We start from the raw sequence: 23,923 nt of genomic DNA on the forward strand, positions 1-23,923 counted from the left end.
TTTATTGTACAATTAAATTTTTTCTAGAGGCTTTTGGATGCGAAGATAAGGCTTTATGATTTTCCAAACCAATAATTGTAACCGTTCCCCCGTCTTCATGAGCTTCATAATCATGTTTAAAATACTCTAAATTTTCCATTACAGAATGGTCAACCAACTTAGTTTTTTTCAAACAAATACACACTTGGTACCCCGGTGGAATTTCTTCTAACTTTCTTTTAATCCCCAAATAATTAGAGAAAATAGCGGCCTTACTTATTTCAACTCTATATTCGTTATTTACAAAGGAAACTACTGTTGGCGCTTTAAAAAACGAAGAAATTGGTGTTCCATTTACCACATGAATAATCATTTTTACTAACATTCCCGCAAAAATCCCCAATAATAAGTCTTCGAATAAAGTGACCAAAACCGTAATCGTGAAAATAAATAATTGCTCTTTTCCAATGTGCAACATGTGAATAAATTCTTTTGGATGCGCTAATTTTATTCCTACACTAATCAACATGGCTGCAAGTGCTGCATTTGGAATCATCTCTAATAAAGGTGCTGCTAACAATACAAAAACCAAGATGAAAAATCCGTGAAAGAAGTTAGCCCAACGCGTTTTTGCTCCGTTATTTACATTTGATGAAGAACGAGCAACTTCAGAAATCATTGGTAAACCACCTAAAATTGCTGCTAATGTGTTTCCAATTCCTACTGCGATTAAATCTTTATTTGTGTTGGATTTTCTTTTGAAAGGATCTAATAAATCGATGGCTTTTACAGTTAACAAAGATTCTAAAGTACCAACCAAGGCAAACATAATTACATATTTAATAAATAGTCCCGTTTGACTAATTCCTGAAAAATCGACATTCCAATTGATATTATCTACTAAATTTCCAATTTTCACTAAAGCATAAGGCGGTTCTGTATGTGCAAAATCCATAAATAATTCACATGGAATAGCAAATAACAATACCACCAAAGGAGCTGGTATCATTTTGATCGATTTGTTTTTGATATATGGCCAACCCAACATAATTGCCAAACTCACTACTCCAATAATCGAAGCTTTTGCATCTAAATTGATGATGAATTTCGGAATATTTAAAAGCAATTCTATCGGTCCCATTCCTTTAGCTAAAGCTGGATTATCATTCAATAAAACTGGAATTTGTTTGGCAATAATGATAATTCCAATAGCAGCTAACATTCCGTGAATAGTAGAAAGCGGAAAGAAATCGGCTAATTTTCCTAATTTCAAAACTCCGAAAAGAATTTGAATTACTCCTGCAACAACCATTGCTCCAAGCGCTAATTTCCAACCTAGTTCGTTATTTCCTTGACCAAATTCGGCAACAGCTCCAGCAACAATTACGATTAAACCAGCTGCTGGACCTTTAATCGTTAATCGAGAACCCATGAAAAATGAAACTACTAAACCTCCAATAATAGCCGTGATTAATCCCATAATTGGTGGGAAATCAGAAGCTTTTGCGATTCCTAAACTTAATGGCAATGCCAATAAAAACACGATGAAACCTGAAATAGCATCGGTTTTGAAATTCTCTTTTAAGCCTGCTAATCCATCAGCAGGTATATATTTTTTTATTTTTGTGTTCATATATTTTCGAATAAATTAAGATGATTTGTAAGGCAACTCATGATACGTTTTAACATGAGGCCCTAAGAAAAGACGAGCATAAATTCGGATTCCGGCAATACCTGAAACCACAAAACTAGATGCTACAAAAAAGGCTAAGAAAAGTTGATTGCTATCGATATGACTGAAAATCAAATCTTCTCCGATGAAAGTTGTTGTAATTGGAAAACCCGTAATTCCAAGGGTCGCTAATAAGAAAAAGAAAGCAAACTTAGGATGTTCGTAAACATGTCCTAAATACTGACTAATCAGAATTTTTCTCTCTAATTTTTGCAGCTGTAATAAAGCTACATAACCAATGATTCCCGCAACAATAATTCCAGCTAGATAATAGGCAATTTCACTTACACTTACTTTGTCATTAAACACAATGGCTAAAGCAATCCAAAAATGATTCATTATAATTAAAATCCATGCTAAAAACGGACTTCTTCGTTCTGAAAATGATTTAAAAACGAATACCAACCCAATGAAAGCGAAAACTTCGGGTAAAACCAAAATAAGTTGTTGTGGTAAATCTACTTTGAATTTATAGGTTATGAATCCCGTTAAATATAGTGGAATAAAAAAGAAATAAATTCTCTTGATATTCAAAAAATCTAACGATTTACCTATGACTTTCAATGGTTTCCATAATACCATATTTAGAAATCCTTCCAAATTGAATTCTTTCAGAGCTAAAATGTAAAGTGTGTATTCTATTTTCTTTGGATACGAATCTTCGATTGCTTTTTCTCGTGGTTTGAAATTGTAAAACTGGTCGCGAATCAAATAACTCACCACTGAAGGAGAAACTAATAATTGATACGTTCTCAAAAATGCATTTCCGGCAAAGTGAATTAATGCTAATGTTTCAAAACCTAACGCAATTTCAATGAATATAATTCCAATTTGAGAAATAGAACTATACGCTACTTGACTTTTTATAGACGATTGAACCCTCGCCATTAAAGTTGCCGCCAAACTTGTCGTTAATCCCATTAATCCGATAGCGATTCTTATGGTAGTTTGATGTTCCCAAAATGGAAATGTTCGCAACATTAAGAACACTCCCAAATGTACCGATAACGAACCATAGAAAATAGCACTCGAAGGCGTTGGACCTTCCATAGCTCTAGGCAACCAAGACGAAAACGGAATCTGAGCCGATTTTGCAGCAGCAGCACATGCCAAACAAAGTGCGATGAATATTCCGATGATAGAATGATTTTGCAAATGCTCATTTACCAATTCGTAATTATTCAACTTCATGAAGGTAATATTTTCATGAAATAAATGGTGACTTGCCCACATCGCTAATAACAATCCGACATCGCCAATTCTATAAATTGAAAATACTTTGAAAGCATTTTTAACGGGTAAATAACGTTCTCTATAAAATGCAATTAAAAGGAAAGATGAAATTCCAATGATTTCCCAACCAATGAATAAGGTTTCAAAATTTCCTGATAAAACAACTAAGTTATATCCGAAAAAGAAAAGCAAAACCGTATTAAAAAAACGTTTGTATCCTTTTTCTCTATGTAAATAATAGCGACTATACGTAGTTATCATAGAAGTTAATAAAGCTCCAATGAATAAATAAACAGCAGAAATTTGATCAAAATAGAAATCGATAAAAAACTCATAATGAGCTGTTTTTAATATCGACAATTCTATTAAATTCAAATCTTTAGCACCGTCAATTATCCAAAAAATGATAAAAGTTACTAATCCAACTAATTGTAAAAAAACCGTTCCAAACGCTATCGATGAGATGGCCTTCTCTTTAGATTCAGGAAAAAACAAACTAATTACAAAACCTAATAACGGTAATCCTATAAAATATTGCAACAACTCGTTCATGACTTAAAGGGTATTAGTAATTATTCCTACTGGAAGATTCTCTTTTGTGGTTGCAATCAATTGCATTTCATCTCTAATGAAATTTACAGCTTGAATAGGTTGATAGGAAACAAACTTTTCCTCTTCAAAAACAAAAAGCGCTTTAGTTTCAGGTTGAACCGCAACTAATTTTACCCAATCGTTCTTAAACCATTCGTAAGTAGCTGGATTTTTTGAAATAGCGTACATTACTTTTTCAGGGAAATGCTCTGCAATTACTAACAAACGAATTGGGTCATGCACTTCAATCATTTGACTTGGCAAACCTGGACGTAAATCGCCATCAATTCCGTTGGCAACTCCAATTAATCCCATTACGTTATGAGGTAACTTAGAGCCCGCTCCTAATTTTTGATTGTCAACTCTTGAAAAATAGTATTCCAAATTAATTCCGCCACCTACTGGTGCAACTGCACCTAAAATAATGGCTAAATAATCTCCTGTAGGATCTACTTCGTAGTCATACGAATTCAAAAAAGAGCGTCGGTCTAGAAACAATTGTTTTGATAAACTCCTTCTTCCAACAATACACATTGCATTCGTTGCATGATTTAATTCAGGACGAGGTTCAAATAAAGATAATGAACGACGTTTTACTTTTTCGTGAACTTTTTCTAAAGTATCTGAAGTATCAATTGTATCAAATCGTCTTGAACGTTCTTTTGCGTTGTTATCTAAAGCTTTTGTAAATGTGATTCCATTTTGTTGGTGCAAAGCTTTATTATTTTCAGATAAAGTTTCCTCATCATAAAAAGCAATTTCATCACGAGTCGTATCATGTAAAGCCGGTAAAAATTGCGTTGAAGTTGGAATATCAATTCCTCTTTCTTTCAAAATAGCTCTCACTTCTGGATGATTAGCTGCAAACGAAGCAACTTTTGCGTTAACCGAACTTGGTCTACCACAACAAGCACCACAATCATAACCCGCATAATGCGTATTATTGATACTTGTTGCTCCGTGTCCAACCACATAAACTAATGGCGAAAAATTCGAAACTAATCCGATACTTTTTAACAAACCTTCTACTCTATTCGCCATTTCTTCAACCGAAAAACCAATTTGCAAATCAGATTCTCTTTGATTGGCATCTTTGTTTTCGATGACCAACTTCGATTTTTTATGCAAATGCTTAAATGAAGCTGTTGTAGCTGGCGACATCGAAGGTTTAAAAATATTCAAAAACAATTTGAGTGCTGATGAAAAACCTAACGTTTGACTAATTACCCAACCCAAAAACAACGAATGCGATTGTTTGTGATAGTGCAAATCTATAGCCTGTTTTTTCTTTCTGTGTTCCTCTTTGATTAAGAATTTTGGAGTAACAGGAGCTGGACATAATTTAGTATAAAATTTTCCATTTACTGGTTGATAGAAAAATTCGAAATTAAAGAAAGCTGCCGTTCCATAAGTAGAAACATTTTTATCAATATGTTCAATATGTCTTCTGAACGAACATTCTCTATCGTCCATACAAAACATACCTTGAAAACTTGGTATTTGCTCCAACTCTTCTTCTTTTACGTTTTGAACATTTGACAGTACAGAATCATAGAAATTCCACTCGAATGCTTGTTGCCAAAGCGATAAAACATCGAATAATTCGCTATATGCTACTTTTTCAAAAAGTAAAAAATTGGTGTTCTCAACTTTAAATCCTAATGGAGCCCATATATTGTTGAACTTACTATCTAAAGTATCAATCTCAAGAAGTAATTCGAATTTTATTAATTCCTCTAACGTAATTTGTCTCGAATCTAATAAAGAACTCGGATTGTTTTCAATAGTCGCAATAATGCCGCTCCAACCTGGATGACCGAATTGTTGATCGAATAAATATTGTTCGAATAATTCTTCTTTACCAACAATTAATTCTAATAATTGTGTAATGGAAGCGTCTTCTTGTAATAACTTTTTGGCTCTGTCAGAAGTAAAAATTCCTTTAAAAGTATTTCTTTCTAATTCTCTAATGGAAGCTAAAAATCCTTTATCATGGATAGGAAAATTCCAGATAGCAACCCCTTGATCCAAATAACTACACAATACACGAAACAACAAACCATGCGTTGATTTTTCAAGATTTATAGCGTAATATTTATTCCAATTAGAACGTAAACTTCCAATTCTTGGAGAAATGGATTCGTCATAATTGGTTTTCAGTAATTTTTCTTTCCAGGCTTGAAGATTATCCAATCCTTTTTCTTTTATAATGATAGCATCTAAAACAATTTCATTGATCTCGTTATTAGCAAATCGTTGTCTAAAATCAGTTATTGATAAATACGTTTTGTAACCAAAAATTGTAGATGCTTCATGCAATGCTTCGTGGAATTTTTTACTTTGAAAAGCATGCAAAGTATTGTGGTGCACAAAGTCTTTCAAGGGATTTTGAGCTGGTAAATAATGAGTTAAGTGATGAAGAACTTCGTGTTCGTCAAAACCAACGGTATTTGTTTTCATTGCTTAATGAAATAAATTAATACACAGTGAACATTCACAATCAAACAAATGATGTAAAAAAAGTAAAGGTGTATTAAGAAAGATGAAACCTCCAATTACAATATAAATCGTAAAGTGGAATAATTTCTTTTGAAGAAAATAATGTTGTCGTATACGAGTTTGAATACTCTTTTATTGATGTTTTACCAATGTTAAAAGATTTTGACGGAATTGAAAACCAATCCAACTCCACTTCAAACTCAGGTTCTGATTCAATGATAACAAATTCACCTTCTTCAACTTGTATGGTATGAAAATGTGAAAAATCAGAAGGGGTATTCTTTTTTTGAAACTCATCTGGAAAGACTAATGCTACATCTGGAGAGACATTAGATACAATACAAATAGCCCACATAAGAGATGTGAGTAATAAGGTTGAAGATAATTGTATTGTTTTTTTCAAAATGAACGCTTAATCCCTAAAGTGATTACAAATGTATCGTATATTTGAATTCAATTAATTAAAATTGGATAAATTTTAAAAAAAATCCGATTAGAAATTTCTAATCGGATTTTAAATTATTTCATTCGTTCGTAATTACAACACCCATGAAGTTTATCATAGACAGCATCTTGGGCTTTTACTGGAGCCGTATCGTGTCCTACTTCGGCTATTGCTTTTGCCACAGCAGCAGCAGAACATTTTGTTTCATCTATTACTAAATGAATATCCTGATCTTCAACATGCCATTCAGCGCTTTTAACTCCTTTAACCGAATATGCGGCTTTTTCAATACGCTTTTCGCACATACCACAATTTCCAGCTACTTTAAATTCTACTCTTTTGTTTTTGCTTTTTTTCTCTTGTGCAACCATTGTTAGTGAAAAAAGGCTCGCCAACACTAATAAAACTATTCTTTTCATTTTTTTTAATTTAATATTTTTAAGATTACTCTCCTATTTTATAATTCTCTTTTCTGTCTTTTATATTAAAACGAATACCTACATAATACATGGCTCCGAAAGTTGGTCCGTATATCATACTACTATCAAAATAAATGCCAAAAGGATTTTCATTTTGAACAATTCCATTCATTTGCTTGTAATTTGTCATATTTTCCCCTCCTATGTATGCTTCAAAATTACTTGAAAATGTTCTAGTAATTTGAGCATTTAACGTTCCAAAAGAAGGTGCAAACTCATCCAAGCGATATTGCTCTGGATTGGATTGTGTATAAGGTAAACGTTGTTCGCCAAGCCAATTGTAAGTTACATCAAATTTCCATTGTTGCCCTTTATCGTTAATGTGAGTTTCATAGGCAAGGTTTCCAAAAACTCGGTGTTTTGCTTGTAATGGTCGTTCTAATTGTCCTCTTGTGAATTGCGTCTGTACATCATAGTATTTATAAGCCGTTTTAAAGGTCAAATGCGTCATCAAGTCAACTGAAAATTCCGCTTGAAAGGAATTAGCGAAACTGTTCCCCTCTAGATTATAAAACAATACTTCCTGTGGAGAATGGTCCACATCTACCACCGCTTGATTTTGAAAATCTGTTCTATAATAATCTAAAATAACTTCAGCATCTTTTCCTAACAGTTTAAATTTTTGAATGAAACTCAAACCATAATTCCATGCAATTTCAGGATTCAGTCCATATAATTCTCCTTCCGAATTCAAAATTGAAAAACTTCTATTGGATGCAAACAATTGTTGGTTTTCTGCAAAAATATTGGCTGCGCGTTTTCCTCTTCCAGCCGAAGCTCTTACCACAGCATTATTCCAAGGATTGTATCGAAGATGCAATCTCGGGGTGATAAACGTCCCTAAACGATTGTGATTATCAATCCTTGCTCCGGCTACCAGACTAAAATTATCGGTATTGTCATAGGTATATTCAAAAAAAGCACCAACAGAATTATCAATTCTTGAAAAATCGCGACTGAAATTCAGTGCTACAAATTCGTTATAATCATCATAAGAGAAGTTTAAACCAGTTGTGAATTTATTCTTTGTGTTATTGATAATCGAATTGAATAAAAGATTAGAATAAAAACTTTTTTGATGAATGTTGTACTGGCTTAATCCAAAATAGGATTCTTGTTTGTGTGACTGAAATGAATTTTGGAATCCAAAGCTCTGAAACGGCATATCAGGAAAGACGTAACCCGTTTTATTTGAGATTTCAATTTTTTCTGTATTGATCTCGCTTCCCCAAGCATTTGTAGTAAACTTATCTGTGTTAGGATTATAGTCCGTCTCACCTGCTTGTTTCTCATCGTTCATGTAGCGAACATTTAGAAAACTCACTAAGCCCTTTTCAGCATCGGTATACTGCCAACGATTTAAAATATTGACTTGTTTACCAATTGGACCATCTAAAAACCCGTCCTTATTCATATCATTTTTACCCACACGTGTGTTTCCATGTAAGAATAAGGTTGAACTTAATTTATCGGAGAATTTATTATTAAAATGCGTATTAATTTCATAACGCTCATCTTGCGAGGCGTAAGCATTTAGGAAAAAAGGTATATCATCTGCAGGTTTTAAAACTTCGTAATTAATTTGCCCGGAAATACTTTCATAACCATTGATTACACTTCCAGCTCCTTTGGTAATTTGAATGCTTTCAACCCAAGTTCCAGGTACAAAAGATAAACCATAGGCTTGAGAAGCGCCACGAACCGAAGGAATATTTTCTTCAGCAATTAAAATGTACGGACTCGTTAATCCTAACATCTTAATTTGACGATTTCCTGTTACAGCATCTGAAAAATTAACATCAATGGAAGGGTTTGTACTAAAACTTTCAGATAAATTACAACAAGCTGCTTTCAACAACTCTTTTTGCCCCATGACCTGAATGTTTTGAACTTTGTACAAAGAGTGCTCAGTTCCTCTTTTTGTTTTAGAAATCACAACCTCTTTTAAGGTATTAACTTCTTTTAAAATTACAACAATTGTATTTGAAGTAATTTCCATTTTCTTGGTTTCAAAACCAATGTAACTTACAACTAAAAAAGTGGATTCAGGTACTTTTTTTAAGCTAAAATTCCCGTTTTCATCTGTTGTGGTTCCAATTGAAGTGTTGAACCAAAAAACATTTGCTCCTAATAAAGGTTGATTATTTTCGTCTTTTACAATTCCATTAATAGTTTCTTGAGCATATAAAAATTGAGAAACAAAGAATAGCAAAAACGCTATTTTTTTAAACATAATTGATTGATTTATTGTTATTAATTCTTTGATTTGTAGAATAAAAAACAATAAAATTATGCGTAAAAAACCAATTGACAATAAAGTTCATAGAGTGGTGGCGCATGGGAATCACAATAAAAAGCAATATGATTTGAAGCTTCTATTGATGGCTGTAGCGCAACAAAATTAGGATTCCAATCTGTAGTAAGAACTGATAAAGGTTCAAAATCCAATTGAAACGATTTAATAACTATATCATCCGTCTTTTTTTCAACCTTGATTAGTTTATTAGAACAACAAGTATCGTGAGAATTTTCTTTTGCACAGCAAGACTTTATCTCCTCTACACAAGGTTCTTCTTCTTGATAATGAAAGGAAACCGATGCAATTTCATCTTTACAATAATGAACCGCAAAACTTAACCCTAAATTACCAAGTAATAGTAGCGAAGCGAGAACTGTACTTATGTGCTTTTTGAAATTCATCGGTACAAATTTAGGAATTAGAAAATAAAAATCCGTTAAAATTTACTAAATTTCAATTACTTGTCCTAAAAACGGCACTTGCGCATCAAAACCATATTGTTCCTGTACTTTTAATCGCAACTCATCTGCTGCTTCATTTTCTCCATGTACCATAAATACTTTTTTAGGTTTTGTTTCCAATTCGGACAACCAATTTAATAAATCATTTTGATCTCCATGAGCAGATAAACTTTCGATCAACATTATATTTGCCAGAACTGGATAATAATTTCCGTAAATTTTGATTTCTTGAGCCCCTTCTAATAATTTTCTACCGCGTGTTCCTTCTGCTTGATAGCCTACTAAAGTTATTGTGGTTTCTGGTTTGTCAACTAAATGTTCTAAATATGATAAAACTCTTCCACCCGTAATCATTCCGCTTGCTGCAATGACTACTTTTGGTTTTTTATCGTAAACTGCATTCATACTGTCTTTGAAATCGGAAATTAAGGTAAAAACTTTACACATTTCGTCACAATCTTCAAAAGAAAGTCTATGCCATGTGCGATTATCTCTAAAGACATCTAAAACACTAATCCCCATAGGCGTGTCAATGATGTAAGGCATGTTTGGAATGCGTTCTTCTTTTTTCAATTGCCAAATCAAATACATCATCGTCTGTACCCTCTCCACGGCAAAACTAGGAATCACAACGGTTCCTCCTTTGTTGAATGTATTGTTAATGATGGTTTCCAATTCAAATAAAGCATCGGTTTGTGGATGAAGACGATTTCCATAGGTACTTTCTAAAAACACATAATCCGCTTTTTTCGGTTTTTGAGGCGGAAACATTAGTACGTCATCATCTTGACCAATGTCACCTGAGAAAACCAAAACTTTTCCATCTATTGTTAATTCAATCGAACATGCGCCTAAAATATGACTTGCATAGAAGAATTTGAACGAAACAGCATCATCTAATTTTACATCCAAATCTTTATCCACTACACGAAACTTCGGAATTACAGCATCTACTTCTGCTTCTGTATATAAAGGTTCTGCTGGATCGTGTTTTGAGAAATGTTCTTCATTTGCTCTTTTAGCTTCTTCTTCTTGAATTTTCGCACTATCGTATAAAATCAATCGCGAAATTTCTTTCGTAGGTCGGGTGCAGAAAATTTTTCCATTAAAACCTTCTTTAACTAATTTTGGCAACCAACCACAATGATCTAAATGTCCGTGAGTAAGAATTACAAAATCAATTGTTTCAGGTAAAATGGAAAGCGGTTCTCGATTTAATTCGCGCAAAGATTTTATTCCTTGGAACATCCCGCAATCTATCAGAATTCGTAGATTATTGTGTTCGATTAACGTTTTGGAACCTGTTACAGTTCCGGCACCACCTAAAAAATGAATTTTCATGATTTTTGCTTTTAATTTGTTAATTGATTCGCTTCTTTAAGTACATTTTTGATGCGATTATGACTCAGTTCTATTGTATTCAAATAGTCTGGATGTTGAATTAAATCTTTTACGGTGATGCAATCCAAAATGAGTAGTTGATCTTTCTCTGCTTTAGTCAAAGTAGTCAAACAAGTCACAGGATATACACGGTATTTATCAACCAACTCTTTTATACCATTTTTCTGTGGATAATCCCAACTCAACATATTCAAACCCGAACATTCTCCAAACTGAATAGCATCAGTGGTGAATTTGTTATTAGTTACTATGATGCACTTGGAAATAATTCGTTTAGCCGAAAACAAATCATACTTTTTATCCTTCACATCATTAAATCGAGAGAAAATATACATGGGCACTTTTACATCACTTTTCGCATCTTGACCTGAATGAAATTTACATTCAACCATGGTAAGAATCTCATCTTTGAGAAGTAAAATGTCGATTTCATGGGAGATACACTTTCCATTTAACGTAACGCTAACTTTGGTTTTAAAACCTTGTTCTTGCATTACTTTTGCTATAAATTTTTCGAAGAAAAAGCCAGCAGGACCAAGTCCTAATAAAGCCGTTCTAAGATTATAGCGCGCAGCATGAACATTAGAGATGTTCTTCAGTAATTGATAAGCACGCTTGTATATTCTTTTTGAAGAAATACCTTCATACATTTCGCTTTCAATTTTTTTTATGATAGTTTCCGCTATGGCTTGATCGGCTCCCGATTTTCGTAGAGAATTGATTAGTTTCTGTTCGTCGTAATGAACCAGTTCACCTGAATATTTTGTAACTTTCATTTCGCCTTAAATAATACCTAAAGATATAAAAATTTAACGAGAAATTTGTTGATAATAAAAAGCAGGTATAAAAAGTACTAAAAAGAGCGGTTGAATTAAAAATCGTCGGATGTAAAACAAAATTAAATAATCAGGTTCTTTAAAAAGATGAAGTAATCCAAAGAAAATGGTTATTAATACAACAAACAAAAAAAGAAAAAGGTAGCCTGAAAGAATCATTAAATTCCTTTCGTTAAAAAGGAATCGAATGATAATTAGAGAGAAAAATGTGTTTAAGGTATATCGTAAAAGCAGGTTTTCGAATAGCAAATAACGATTCAAATCGGGTACTGGTTTATTTAAATAATCTATTTTAAAAAAGGATAAAAAAGGATCATAAAACAACTTGTCCTCCAAAGCTCTTACTAAAATCAGTCCTAACAAAGCCAATCCTATAAAAAACAGTCTTTTCTTATTTCGCAGTAATTCTTTTAACATAGCCCGAAAATTTGGTTACCCATAAAACCCACAAAATGAAAACGACTCCATAAATGAAAAGAGGAAAAATAGTTCCGTGTAAAAATGCTTCATATTTTGGATAATAATACAAAGCGAAAGAAAGCAATGCAATTCTAATAATGTTTAAAATATGAATTAGAAAAACCCCAATGCCTATGTAAAGCATCGTTTTTTTCCATTGCGTTGCGAATGCAAACACAAAAGCTGAAAATAATATCATAATGCTTATCGCATTACAACCTTCAATAACACGCGCCACAAATTTTTCTTTAAAAATAATTTTGAAGGAAGCCTCTTTATCGTGTTTGATAAATTGAATATCGTCATGAAAAAGCAACATAAGTTGCTTTGCTTGATTAGCGACTATTTCTGTAAAAAAATCCAATTCTTTATTTTCGGCATTGTATTGAGTCAAATATATTTTGTAAACAAACGTAAATACCACATAAAAAAGTAAAAACTTTATTAGGAAGCTAAAAAAAAGTTTGTTTTGACGAATGGTTTTTTTCAAAATATAGATTTTTAACAAAAATATAGATTTTTTAATAGGAAAGAATAAATACTTTTGCAAAAAAATACCACCATGACATTTGAAGAATTAAAACCTATTGTTTCTAATATAATCGAAAAAGAAACCATTTCACGTGATGAAAAATTAAAAGAAATCTGTCAATTATTGAGTAATAATGTGAGTTATTATAATTGGGTAGGATTTTATTTTGCTAATCACGAAACCAAAACATTGCATTTAGGGCCATATGTTGGTGCCGAAACGGACCATACTGTAATTCCTTTTGGAAAAGGAATTTGTGGACAAGTAGCCGAATCTAATGCTAATTTTGTAGTTCCTGACGTGAAGGCACAGGACAATTACATCGCTTGTAGTTTTACTGTTAAATCAGAAATTGTTGTTCCATTGTTCGTGAACGGATTAAATATTGGACAAATCGACATCGACTCTCATGTGCTAGATCCTTTTACAACAGCAGATGAACGCTTCTTAGAGTTTGTAAATGAACAGGTTGCAAAATTATTCTAAGAATCACATTGCGACTAACTCTTTTTTATACATTTGTTGTGATTATAACCCTCACGACACAGGTTTTTTATGGAATTTAATGTCCCAAGCTTAGAACTTCCTTTCTTTGCTAATTTATTGTTATTATTAGTATTAGCACGTTTTTTTGGTGAAATCATGGAGCGTTTTAAACAACCTGCAATGATTGGCGAAATTTTAGCTGGTGTTCTATTAGGACCTACGATTTTAAATTTCATTCATCGTACAGAGGAATTGAAAGTGATTTCTGAGTTAGGTGTTTTCCTTCTGGTCATTATTGCAGGTTTGGAAATAAATTTGGACGAAATCATCAAGTCAATGAAAGGAAGAAATATCGTAATTTCTGTATTGGCTTTTTTTATTCCTATATTAGCTGGTTTTTTTGTAGGGAGGCATTTTGATTTAGATGTAATGTCAACTATTTTTATTGGGTTGTGTGTTGCTATTACTGCATTACCCGTAAGCATAAGGATTCTAATGGATTTAGGCAAATTAAATTCTCCTGTCGGACAAAAAATTATTTCAGTAGCTATTTTTGATGATGTAATTGCTCTTACTATTCTAGGGATTTTACTAGACATTAAAGACGTTGAGCAAACCTTCTTTAATATTACTAATGCAACACTATTAACCCTTTTAAAATTAAGCAGTTTCCTGATTCTAGTAATTGTTACTTATCGAATTATTCGAAACGTTTCAAAAGAAGAGAATTTTATTGAAAACAAATTAAATAAAATAATATCCGTACTCAAAGGCAAAGAATCCCTTTTTGCTGTGTTTTTTGTTTTTATACTAATTTTTGCTACAATTACCGAAAGTATAGGTTTGCATTTTATTATTGGAGCCTTTTTTGCTTCGATGCTAATTTCAAAAGAGTTAGTAGGAGAAAAACATTTAAACACCTTTCATAATACTACAAACAGTATGGCAATGGGCTTTTTAGCCCCTATTTTTTTTGCAGGAATAGGATTAGAATTCCAATTTTCATCCATTCAAAACTACCCGCTGTTATTTGCCATAATAATCGTTTCATTTTTATCAAAAATTATTGGCGGTTATGTAGGAGGGCGCTTTGCAAGATTGGATCATAAAGTTTCGCTTGCTTTGGGTTTTGGATTGAACGCCAGAGGGATTATGGAATTGGTAATTGCAAACATCGCTTATAAAGCAGGAATTATCAATACAGAAATTTTTTCAATATTAGTAATTATGGGATTAATCACTACACTTGCAACCCCCTTCTTACTAAAAAGATCTTTCAAATCTATTGATAACAAAAAAGACCATTTGTCTTAATTTCAAAATTAAAAAGGTATTCCTTGTATTTTAGAAAAATAAAACTACCTTTGCAACCGAATTGCAACCATACAATTCATACATAAAAATCATTTAAAATAATATTGGCATGTACTTGACAAAAGAAACTAAAGCTGAAATTTTCGCTAAACACGGAGGAAAAGCTGAAAACACTGGATCTGCTGAAGGGCAAATCGCATTATTTACATTTAGAATTTCTCACTTAACAGAACACTTGAAAAAAAATCGTCACGATTACAACACTGAGCGTTCGTTAGTTCTTTTAGTAGGTAAAAGAAGAAGTCTTCTTGACTACCTAAAAAAGAAAGATATCAACAGATATCGTGAAATTATTAAAGAATTGAATATTAGAAAATAATCAACTAAAGGGGCTTCGTGCCCCTTTTTGTTTTATTTATATTGACAGAAAAAGTTTGGTTTTTCATTGGGTTACAAACAACTACACACACAACAACAACACAACTGACCCTTTGTTTAATTTAGAATTAAAAATTTATGATTCCAAAAGTATTCCAAGAAGTTATCGATTTAGGTGACGGAAGAAGCATCACAATCGAAACTGGAAAATTAGCCAAACAAGCAGATGGATCTGTTGTTGTTCGTATGGGCGATGCCATGTTATTAGCAACAGCAGTATCTGCAAGAACATCAAATCCTGGTGTAGATTTTCTACCATTAACGGTTGATTATCGTGAAAAATTTGCAGCAGCAGGTCGTTTCCCCGGTGGTTTTTTCAAAAGAGAAGCGCGTCCAAGTGATAGCGAAGTTTTAACTATGAGATTAGTAGACCGTGTATTACGTCCACTTTTCCCAGACGATTATCATGCTGAGACACAAGTTATGATTCAATTAATGAGTCACGACGAAAATGTTATGCCAGATGCATTAGCTGGATTAGCAGCTTCTGCTGCATTAGCGGTTTCAGATATCCCTTTTTACAACTTAATTTCCGAAGTACGTGTAGCACGTATCAACGGAAAATTTGTTATCAATCCAAGTAGAGAAGAATTAGAGCAATCAGATATCGATATGATGATTGGAGCTTCTATGGATTCTGTGGCGATGGTAGAAGGAGAAATGAAAGAAATTTCAGAAGCAGAAATGGTAGCAGCTATCAAATTTGCTCACGAAGCTATCAAAATTCAAATTCAAGCACAAGAGCGCTTAAGAGCAGCTATTGGAGCTCCTGCTTACAGAGAATATGAAGGTGAAAAAGAAGATGAAGCTATCTATGCCAAAGTAAAGGCAGCCGCATACGACAAATGTTATGCAATTGCTCAAGAAGCCTCTGGAAAAAGTGAAAGAGGCGAAAAATTTGCTGCTGTAAAAGAAGAAGTAAAAGCTTTATTTACAGAAGAAGAATTAGCTGAAAATGGTGATTTAGTAAGTAAATATTTCTACAAAACGAATAAAGAAGCTGTTCGTAATGTAATCTTAGAAAAAGGGTTACGTTTAGACGGAAGAAAGACAACCGAGATAAGACCTATTTGGTGTGAAACAGATTATTTACCTTCTGTTCATGGTTCGGCTTTATTTACACGTGGAGAAACACAAGCTTTAGCCACTGTTACTCTAGGAACTTCAAGAGAAGCAAACCAAATCGACTCACCTAGCGAGCAAGGTGAAGAAAAATTCTATTTACACTATAACTTCCCTCCTTTTTCAACAGGTGAAGCAAAACCTTTAAGAGGAACTTCAAGAAGAGAAGTAGGTCATGGAAACTTAGCACAAAGAGCTTTAAAAAATATGATTCCTGCTGATTGTCCTTATACCATACGTATAGTTTCTGAAGTTTTAGAATCAAATGGTTCTTCTTCAATGGCTACGGTTTGTGCTGGTACAATGGCGTTAATGGATGCTGGAGTTCAAATGGTAAAACCAGTTTCTGGTATTGCCATGGGATTAATTACGGATGGAGAAAAATTTGCAGTATTGTCTGATATTTTAGGCGATGAAGATCACTTAGGTGACATGGACTTCAAAGTAACGGGAACTGCTGACGGTATTACAGCTTGTCAAATGGATATCAAAATTGATGGTTTACGTTATGACATTATGGAGCAAGCTTTAGGTCAAGCAAGAGATGGTCGTATGCATATATTAGGAAAATTAACCGAAACTATTGCTGTTCCAAGAGCCGAAGTTAAACCAAAAGCACCGAAAATTATAACAAGAACTATTCCAGGCGCTTTTATTGGAGCCTTAATTGGACCTGGTGGAAAAGTAATTCAAGAATTACAAAAAGCTACCGGAACTACTATCGTTATCAACGAAGTAGACGAACAAGGGGTAGTTGAAATTTTAGGAACAAGTCCAGAGGGAATTGCAACTGTTTTAGCTAAAATTGACTCTATCATTTTTAAACCAGTAATGGGTGAAGCATACGAAGTAAAAGTAATCAAAATGTTAGATTTCGGAGCTGTTGTTGAATATACTCAAGCTCCAGGAAACGAAGTATTATTACACGTATCAGAGTTGGCTTGGGAAAGAACCGAAAATGTTACAGATGTAGTAAACATGGGAGATGTGTTTATGGTAAAATACTTAGGTGTAGACCCTAAAACACGTAAAGAAAAAGTGTCACGAAAAGCACTTTTACCAAGACCTCCAAGAGAAGAAAAACCTATCGAGAAGAAAGACAAACCTAAAGGTTAATTCATTATTATCAGCCTAAAATATAATACCCCAATTCAATTTATGAATTGGGGTATTATATTTTAAAAACACTCTGTAAGAATAATTTTAACATTGTTATTTGTAAAAAATAGTTAAATTGCATAAAAAAAATTAAAAATGACTCGAAAAATATATTATATAATCATTTTTATGGTAGCTCTATTAATAAATTGCAATTTACATTCTCAAAATAAGATTGAAGATTTATTTGATAATACCGTTGGAAAAGAAAATCTACCTTTAAACAATGGTGTTTTTTATTTTAATACTTTTAAAACATTTGACACCCATCAGTTTTATAGCTCCAATAAGTATTCTTCTGAAGCTTTAATTTATGATAATCAGTTTTATAATTCTGTAAATTTAAAATATGATTCGTATCAAGATGCTTTGGTTTTTAAACCTTATGGAGAATCTGAAAATTTTGGAATTGTATTAGTTCAACAAAAAGTATCTAAATTCACTTTAAACAATAAAAATTTTGTAAATCTAAATCTTACAACAAATAAAAATTTAACAGATATAAAAGGATATTATGAAGAAAATTGGAGGGGAAAAAATTTTATCTTTTATATTAAACATAAAAAAACCCGAAGAGAACTCATTAAAAATCAGACTAGTTATACCGATTTTGAAATTTATAATGAATTTTTAATTTTTAAAAATAATTTATATTATTCAGTTGAAAGTAAAAACAACTTGATAAACTTATTTCCAATATTAAAAAAAGAAATCAAAACGTTTTACAGCGACAATTCAAAACTATTAAAAAACAATAAAACAGAATTCTTTGAAAAACTTTTACGATTTATTGACCAGCTAACTTTTACATAATAAATCGACATGAAAAAAGCCCTTTCAATTTTTGTTTTATTTATTAGTTTTTCTATCTTTTCACAACAAGACTCAATTGTGAAAGTAGAAATTAACGCTTCAAATTTAACCGAAGCATTAAACCAAATAGAAAAACAAACCAATTACACCTTTTTTTATAAAAAAAAATGGTTAGATGATAATATAATTGTTGTAAATGAAAAATTTGAAAAAACTACAGTTGCCGAAATTTTAAAATTTATTTTTAAAGATACTGATCTTAATTTTTATCTGAGCAAAAACCAAATAATCCTTACTCAAAATAGTGTTATTTATGACAAAGTAGCTACAAACTTTATTGAGAAAGATGAAATTGCAACAATAAACATTAAACCAATACTAATTAAGGAAACTCAAAAAAGTAATACAAATACAGATAATGACAACTTAATAGTTGTCGGTAAAGAATCTGTAACAAAACAAAAAGTAAGCTTTGAAATTTCAGGTTTTATAATGACCAAAAAAAATGGCTCTCCTGTTGCTGATGCTAACATTAGAATCCAAAAAAAAGTCATTACAACAACAAACCACAAAGGCTTTTATAAATTAATGTTGCCCTATGGAAAACACTCTATTGAAATTGAAGCTCCAAGTCATAAAAAAACAAATTTAACTATAGTAGTATATGGAAATGGCACAAAAAACTTTCAATTAGATGAAACTATTACAGAACTAAACGAAGTTATTATTGAAGGTTCGAGTGATAAAAACATAAAAAGCATAACATCAGGTGTTACATCAATCAATATGGAAGATGTAAAAAACGTTCCTTTGGTTTTAGGTGAACGCGACATTCTAAAAGTAGCGACAACACTTCCTGGTATTAAATCTACTGGCGAAGGCGCTGCTGGAGTAAATGTTAGGGGAGGAAAAGAAGATCAAAATTTATTCCTTCTAGACAATGCCACTATATATAATCCTTCACACTTTTTTGGTTTTTTCTCATCGATAAATCCATATGTTATTAAAAATGCTGAAATCTACAAAGGGAGTATTCCTGCTGAATTTGGTGGAAGACTATCATCTGTATTTGATATAAAATCAAAAAATGGAAATTCAGAAAAAATTAGCGGAGAAGGTGGTATTGGTCCAGTTACAAGTAATTTATCCATTGGTACACCTTTAGTAAAAGGTAAATCAAGTATTTTACTTGGAGGTCGTGCAACGTATTCTGATTGGATATTAAAGCAAATTGATAATCCTGAAATCAAAAATAGTAAAGCATCTTTTTATGATTTGATTTTAAAATACAATCATCAATTTTCCGAAAAAACGGCTATAGAGTCTACTGTTTATTATAGTAAAGACAAATTTAATTTAACTTCTGACTCTACATTTAATTACAGTAATAGAATTATTACATTAAATGGAAAACACAGTTTTAATGAAAAAAATAAAGCAGAGTTTGGAATTTCGAATTCTGAATATAAATTTGGAATTAACTTTGAAAAAAATAATCAAAAATCATTTGATTTTGGATTTGAAGTAAATGAAACAAAATTAATATATAAAGGCTTATACAACTACAACAACATACATAAATTTACATATGGTTTAAACTCAACTTTATACAATATAAGTCCTGGGACACTTACTCCAACAGATGAAAACTCACTATTAACATACCAATCTATTCAAAAAGAAAAAGGTTTAGAAAGTTCACTATTTATAACAGACAACATAACATTAAACAAAAAGCTAATTGTAGGCTTAGGATTGCGTTATACCAATTTCATGGCCCTAGGACCCTCTATACAAAGAAAATATATCGCAAACGCTCCTATTACTGAAGGCAATATAACAAATGAAATTGCCTATAAAAAAAATAAAGCAATTAAAACATATAACGGATTAGAATATCGAATTGCCTTAAGACAACTTTTATCTGAAACCATTTCAGTAAAATTAAGTTTCGATACTAACTATCAATATTTACATAAACTTTCAACCAACACAACACAATCGCCAACAGACACATGGAAACTTGCAGATTTAAATATAAAACCTAGTTTTGGTCAACAAGTTGCATTTGGCGTTTATAAAAATTTTAAAGGCCAACCCTATGAAATAAGTCTTGAAACATATTACAAAAAATCAAAAAATATTTTAGATTATAAAATAGGGGCAGAACTAATATTGAATGAACACATTGAAACAGAAGTATTACAAGGAAAAGGGAAATCTTATGGAATTGAATTTCTTGTAAAAAAAACAAGTGGCAGTCTAAATGGCTGGATTGGATATAGTTATTCAAAATCACTCATCAAGCTAGACAGTCAATTTAATGAAGAAATTGTAAATAATGGAGATTATTTTCCAACAAACTTTGACAAACCTCATGATTTAAGTGTTATTTTAAACTATAAATTCACTAAGAGATATAGTCTTTCAACAAATTTTATTTATCAAACAGGAAGACCTATTACTTATCCTATTGGCAGTTATGAATTTGGTGGAAATCAATATATTTTATATAGCGATAGAAATGAATTTAGAGTTCCCGATTACTATAGACTTGATATTGGATTCAATGTAGAGGGTAATCATAAAATTAAAAAGCTAGCTCATAGCTACTGGAATATCTCCATTTACAATGTATTAGGAAGAAATAATCCTTACTCTGTTTATTTTGTTACCGAACAAGGGAAAGTAAAATCTTATCAAACTAGTATTTTTTCTATTCCAATTCCAACAATTACTTATAATTTTAAATTTTAGTTATGAAAACAATTCGAAAAATACAAAATATTTTACTAATAAACGTAGTGTTAATTGCTTGTAATGCATGTACAGATCCGTATGCACTTCAATCTAGTAATTACCAAAATTATTTAGTAGTAGAAGCGACGCTTACAAACGGCTTAAAAAAGCAAGAAGTAAAATTAACAAGAACATACCGTTTAGAAGAAAGAGAACCTAGTTTAGAACAAAACGCTATCGTTAAAGTATTAGGTGATAACGGATCGGTTTTTTTATTTGAAGAAGAAAATGAAAAATATGTTTCAATTGATGAATTTGAACCATTGCCAAACGTTGCTTACAGATTAGAAATTGAAACGGAAAACGGAAAAAAATATATTTCTACAGAACAGATACTTCCTTCAGTATCAAACTTAGAATCTATAGTCGCAATAAGAAAAACAAATGATTTAGGAACTGATGGGGTTGAAATTCAAGCCAACAGTTTTGACCCTGACAATACTTCTAATTTTTATCGATTTACCTTCGAAGAAACATATAAAGTAATTGTACCTTATTGGTCGGCAAACAATATTAGAATTTTACCAAACAATACTATTGAATTGTATCCAAGAGATGGTGAAACTAAAACTTGTTACTCAAATGAAATTTCTAAGAGAATAATTTTAGAAAATACTTCTAACTCAATTGAAGATCGAATTTTAAACTTTCCTATACATTTTGTTCCTCAATCTAATTATAAAATTGCAAATAGATATAGTATAATTGTACATCAATACATCCATAACGCAATCTCTTTTGAATTTTATAAAACCTTAAAAAACTTATCAGATGAAGGAAGTAGCTTATCTCAAGTTCAACCAGGATTAATTCCAAGTAACATTTCATGTTTACAACAACCAAATGAAATAGTTGTAGGACTTTTTGACATTGCTAGCATTTCGAGTGAAAGAATATTTTTTAATTACGAAGATATATTTCCTGGTACAGATCCTCCTGGTTTCCTTTTCGAATGTGAAACGCTTACATTTAATTCTCGAGATTTTAATACACTTAATTTTAATAATGGTTTTTATGCCATGAAATCTTATATTAATTCAAATCAGCTAATTTATTACGAAAATACTGGAGCAACTTATAAATTAGTAAAACTTATATGTGGAAATTGCACCTATTTTTCTTCTAACGTAATACCTCCCTTCTGGCAATGAAAAAATACTTAATAATGTTAATTGTAACAATAGGATGGTTATCAAAGTGCTTTACACAAAATGTTTTTTTTGAAAGTGAAGCTATTTTTCTTCATACAAATGAAACAACTTTTGTAACAGGAGAAACCCTTCTTTATAAAATCTATTGTTTGAATGCAAATTCAAAAGAATTAAGTAAAATTAGTAAAATAGCATACGTTGAAATTAGCGATCCCAATGGCAAAACTATTTCTAGAAATAAAATTACTTTAAATAATGGTATAGGTGCAAATGAAATTTTCATAAATACCAATTTCAATACAGGAAACTATAAATTAATTGCCTACACTAATTGGATGCTAAACAATCCTAAATCAAAATATTTTGAAACTGATATTGCAATAATAAACCCTTTTGAACCATTTAAAAACAAAACAGATAATATTTCTATTACCCCTTCAGAAACGATAAAAAGTGATGATGTTAATTTTAAAAATGAAGATGTAACAATTAAACTTAAAAACAACTATTCAAAAAGAGAAAAAGTATTATTAGATATTATTTTAAATTCTGAAAAATTTAAAATCGGAAATTATTCATTATCTGTGAGAAGAATTGATGGATTGACATTTGGGAATAAAATTCATAGTAAGGATTTTATTAATAACAGCATAGACAAATTTATTTATTCTAGCTCCATTAGCTATTTACCCGAACTTAGAGGGGAATTATTATCTGGTAAACTAACTTCAAACGACAATTTAAAAACAATAAAAGAAAAGCATCTTGGAATGTCGGTTATAGGTGAGCCTTTTGATTTTAAAATTGTTAAGACAAATAATTATGGAGAATTTCATTTTATTTTAGATAAGGAACAAAAAAAATCAGATATAATTCTTCAAGTATTAGAAAATGAAATAGATGATTTTCAAATTAAGATAAATCCACCTGCAAGAGCTGAAATAATTACACCTTTTAAGAATAATTTAAATTTCACAGAAACTTCAATAAAAGACATTGAATCACGATTAGTTGCTTGTCAAATTGTAAATGCTTACAGTACAAAAGATAGTTTAATCACAAAGCCCGTAAATTTTATTCCTTTTTACAATTTCATCGCAAAAGACTTCATATTAGATAATTATAAGAGATTTTCTACTTTCAAAGAGACAATTATTGAAATAGTTCCATCCGTTTATTTTAAAGAAAATGAAGGGAATTACTCATTACACATTAGAAACCATGCTACATCTGTAGAATCATTTGGAAGTGCGTTAGTTTTAGTAGACGGAATGTTATTACAAGATGTAAACGAACTCTTTAATTACAATACTAAAAATATCTACAAAATAAGCATTGTAAACAAAGCATATGCTTACGGTTCAAAAATATTTAGCGGTTTAATTTCGATTACAACATTTAATAGAGAATACAATCCGAAAACGAGAAATATTTTACCGATTCAAATCGAAAGGACTAATCTAGACAAAGTTTATAAATCAATAAACTACGAAACCGAAAAAGATTTCTCACGTTTACCAGATTTCAGATTTCAACTGGCTTGGGAAACAAATGTAAGCTTAACAGCTAGTCCAATCCATTTTTTCACTTCAGATGTAGAAGGAAAATATGAAATTAATTTAGAAGGATTTTCAATAAACGGAGAACCTCTTTCCATAAAAGAATACTTCGAAGTGAAATAAGTTGCGAACTTATT

19 protein-coding genes are annotated in these 23,923 nt (G+C 31.4%); 8 read left to right on the plus strand and 11 right to left on the minus strand.

From position 1 onward, the window contains the following. Position 1: 1 nt before the first annotated feature. From BUE95_RS01200 to xrtF, 11 genes are all read right to left on the minus strand, one after another. Entirely contained in the window at positions 2-1,612 is a 1,611-nt protein-coding gene (locus BUE95_RS01200) for a SulP family inorganic anion transporter (RefSeq protein ID WP_084530207.1), read from the minus strand. Between the two features lie 15 nt (positions 1,613-1,627). Continuing rightward, entirely contained in the window at positions 1,628-3,496 is a 1,869-nt protein-coding gene (locus BUE95_RS01205) for a proton-conducting transporter transmembrane domain-containing protein (RefSeq protein WP_073580633.1), read from the minus strand. A 3-nt stretch (positions 3,497-3,499) separates the two neighbouring features. Beyond that, complete coding sequence (locus BUE95_RS01210) at positions 3,500-5,995, minus strand: YbcC family protein (protein ID WP_073580634.1); 2,496 nt, start codon at positions 5,993-5,995, stop codon at positions 3,500-3,502. A gap of 73 nt (positions 5,996-6,068) precedes the next feature. Then, positions 6,069-6,437, minus strand: a complete 369-nt coding sequence (locus BUE95_RS01215) for a hypothetical protein (protein ID WP_143165210.1) — start codon at positions 6,435-6,437, stop codon at positions 6,069-6,071. Positions 6,438-6,553: 116 nt separating this feature from the next. Beyond that, positions 6,554-6,898, minus strand: coding sequence for a heavy-metal-associated domain-containing protein (locus tag BUE95_RS01220; protein WP_073580636.1), 345 nt, complete (start codon positions 6,896-6,898; stop codon positions 6,554-6,556). 25 nt (positions 6,899-6,923) lie between these two features. Further along, the gene (locus BUE95_RS01225; protein ID WP_073582350.1) at positions 6,924-9,191 is read right to left on the minus strand and encodes a TonB-dependent receptor; all 2,268 of its coding nucleotides are present in this window, start codon (positions 9,189-9,191) and stop codon (positions 6,924-6,926) included. Positions 9,192-9,247: 56 nt separating this feature from the next. Then, entirely contained in the window at positions 9,248-9,658 is a 411-nt protein-coding gene (locus tag BUE95_RS01230) for an HYC_CC_PP family protein (RefSeq protein WP_073580637.1), read from the minus strand. Positions 9,659-9,703: 45 nt separating this feature from the next. Further along, a complete protein-coding gene (locus tag BUE95_RS01235) occupies positions 9,704-11,059 on the minus strand; it encodes an MBL fold metallo-hydrolase (RefSeq protein ID WP_073580638.1) in 1,356 nt (451 codons plus the stop codon). An 11-nt stretch (positions 11,060-11,070) separates the two neighbouring features. Next, the gene (locus BUE95_RS01240; protein ID WP_073580640.1) at positions 11,071-11,895 is read right to left on the minus strand and encodes a restriction endonuclease; all 825 of its coding nucleotides are present in this window, start codon (positions 11,893-11,895) and stop codon (positions 11,071-11,073) included. A gap of 33 nt (positions 11,896-11,928) precedes the next feature. Next, positions 11,929-12,372, minus strand: a complete 444-nt coding sequence (locus tag BUE95_RS01245; RefSeq protein ID WP_073580642.1) for an exosortase F system-associated membrane protein — start codon at positions 12,370-12,372, stop codon at positions 11,929-11,931. Continuing rightward, on the minus strand, positions 12,347-12,904 hold the full coding sequence (gene xrtF, locus BUE95_RS01250) for an exosortase family protein XrtF (RefSeq protein WP_073582352.1): 558 nt from the start codon (positions 12,902-12,904) through the stop codon (positions 12,347-12,349). Before xrtF ends, BUE95_RS01245 begins: the two co-directional genes overlap by 26 nt. A gap of 72 nt (positions 12,905-12,976) precedes the next feature. Here xrtF and BUE95_RS01255 point away from each other — a divergent pair, with 72 nt between their 5' ends. From BUE95_RS01255 to BUE95_RS01290, 8 genes are all read left to right on the plus strand, one after another. Next, positions 12,977-13,432 (plus strand): GAF domain-containing protein, encoded by a 456-nt coding sequence (locus BUE95_RS01255; RefSeq protein ID WP_073580644.1) that lies wholly within the window; start codon positions 12,977-12,979, stop codon positions 13,430-13,432. A 69-nt stretch (positions 13,433-13,501) separates the two neighbouring features. Further along, positions 13,502-14,746: a cation:proton antiporter gene (locus BUE95_RS01260; protein ID WP_073580646.1), complete on the plus strand. Its 1,245-nt coding sequence runs from the start codon at positions 13,502-13,504 to the stop codon at positions 14,744-14,746. A gap of 109 nt (positions 14,747-14,855) precedes the next feature. Beyond that, positions 14,856-15,125 carry a 30S ribosomal protein S15 gene (gene rpsO, locus BUE95_RS01265; RefSeq protein WP_026711936.1) on the plus strand — a complete coding sequence of 90 codons (270 nt, stop codon included), beginning with the start codon at positions 14,856-14,858 and terminating at the stop codon, positions 15,123-15,125. A 137-nt stretch (positions 15,126-15,262) separates the two neighbouring features. Beyond that, positions 15,263-17,422: a polyribonucleotide nucleotidyltransferase gene (locus tag BUE95_RS01270; protein ID WP_073580648.1), complete on the plus strand. Its 2,160-nt coding sequence runs from the start codon at positions 15,263-15,265 to the stop codon at positions 17,420-17,422. A gap of 138 nt (positions 17,423-17,560) precedes the next feature. Beyond that, positions 17,561-18,277, plus strand: coding sequence for a hypothetical protein (locus BUE95_RS01275; protein WP_073580650.1), 717 nt, complete (start codon positions 17,561-17,563; stop codon positions 18,275-18,277). Positions 18,278-18,286: 9 nt separating this feature from the next. Further along, complete coding sequence (locus BUE95_RS01280; protein WP_073580652.1) at positions 18,287-21,034, plus strand: TonB-dependent receptor; 2,748 nt, start codon at positions 18,287-18,289, stop codon at positions 21,032-21,034. 2 nt (positions 21,035-21,036) lie between these two features. Then, a complete protein-coding gene (locus BUE95_RS01285; RefSeq protein ID WP_073580654.1) occupies positions 21,037-22,227 on the plus strand; it encodes a DUF4249 domain-containing protein in 1,191 nt (396 codons plus the stop codon). 14 nt (positions 22,228-22,241) lie between these two features. After that, positions 22,242-23,909 (plus strand): hypothetical protein, encoded by a 1,668-nt coding sequence (locus tag BUE95_RS01290; RefSeq protein ID WP_143165211.1) that lies wholly within the window; start codon positions 22,242-22,244, stop codon positions 23,907-23,909. Positions 23,910-23,923: the final 14 nt, after the last annotated feature.

This window comes from Flavobacterium cucumis, from assembly GCF_900148835.1.
GTDB lineage: Bacteria > Bacteroidota > Bacteroidia > Flavobacteriales > Flavobacteriaceae > Flavobacterium > Flavobacterium cucumis.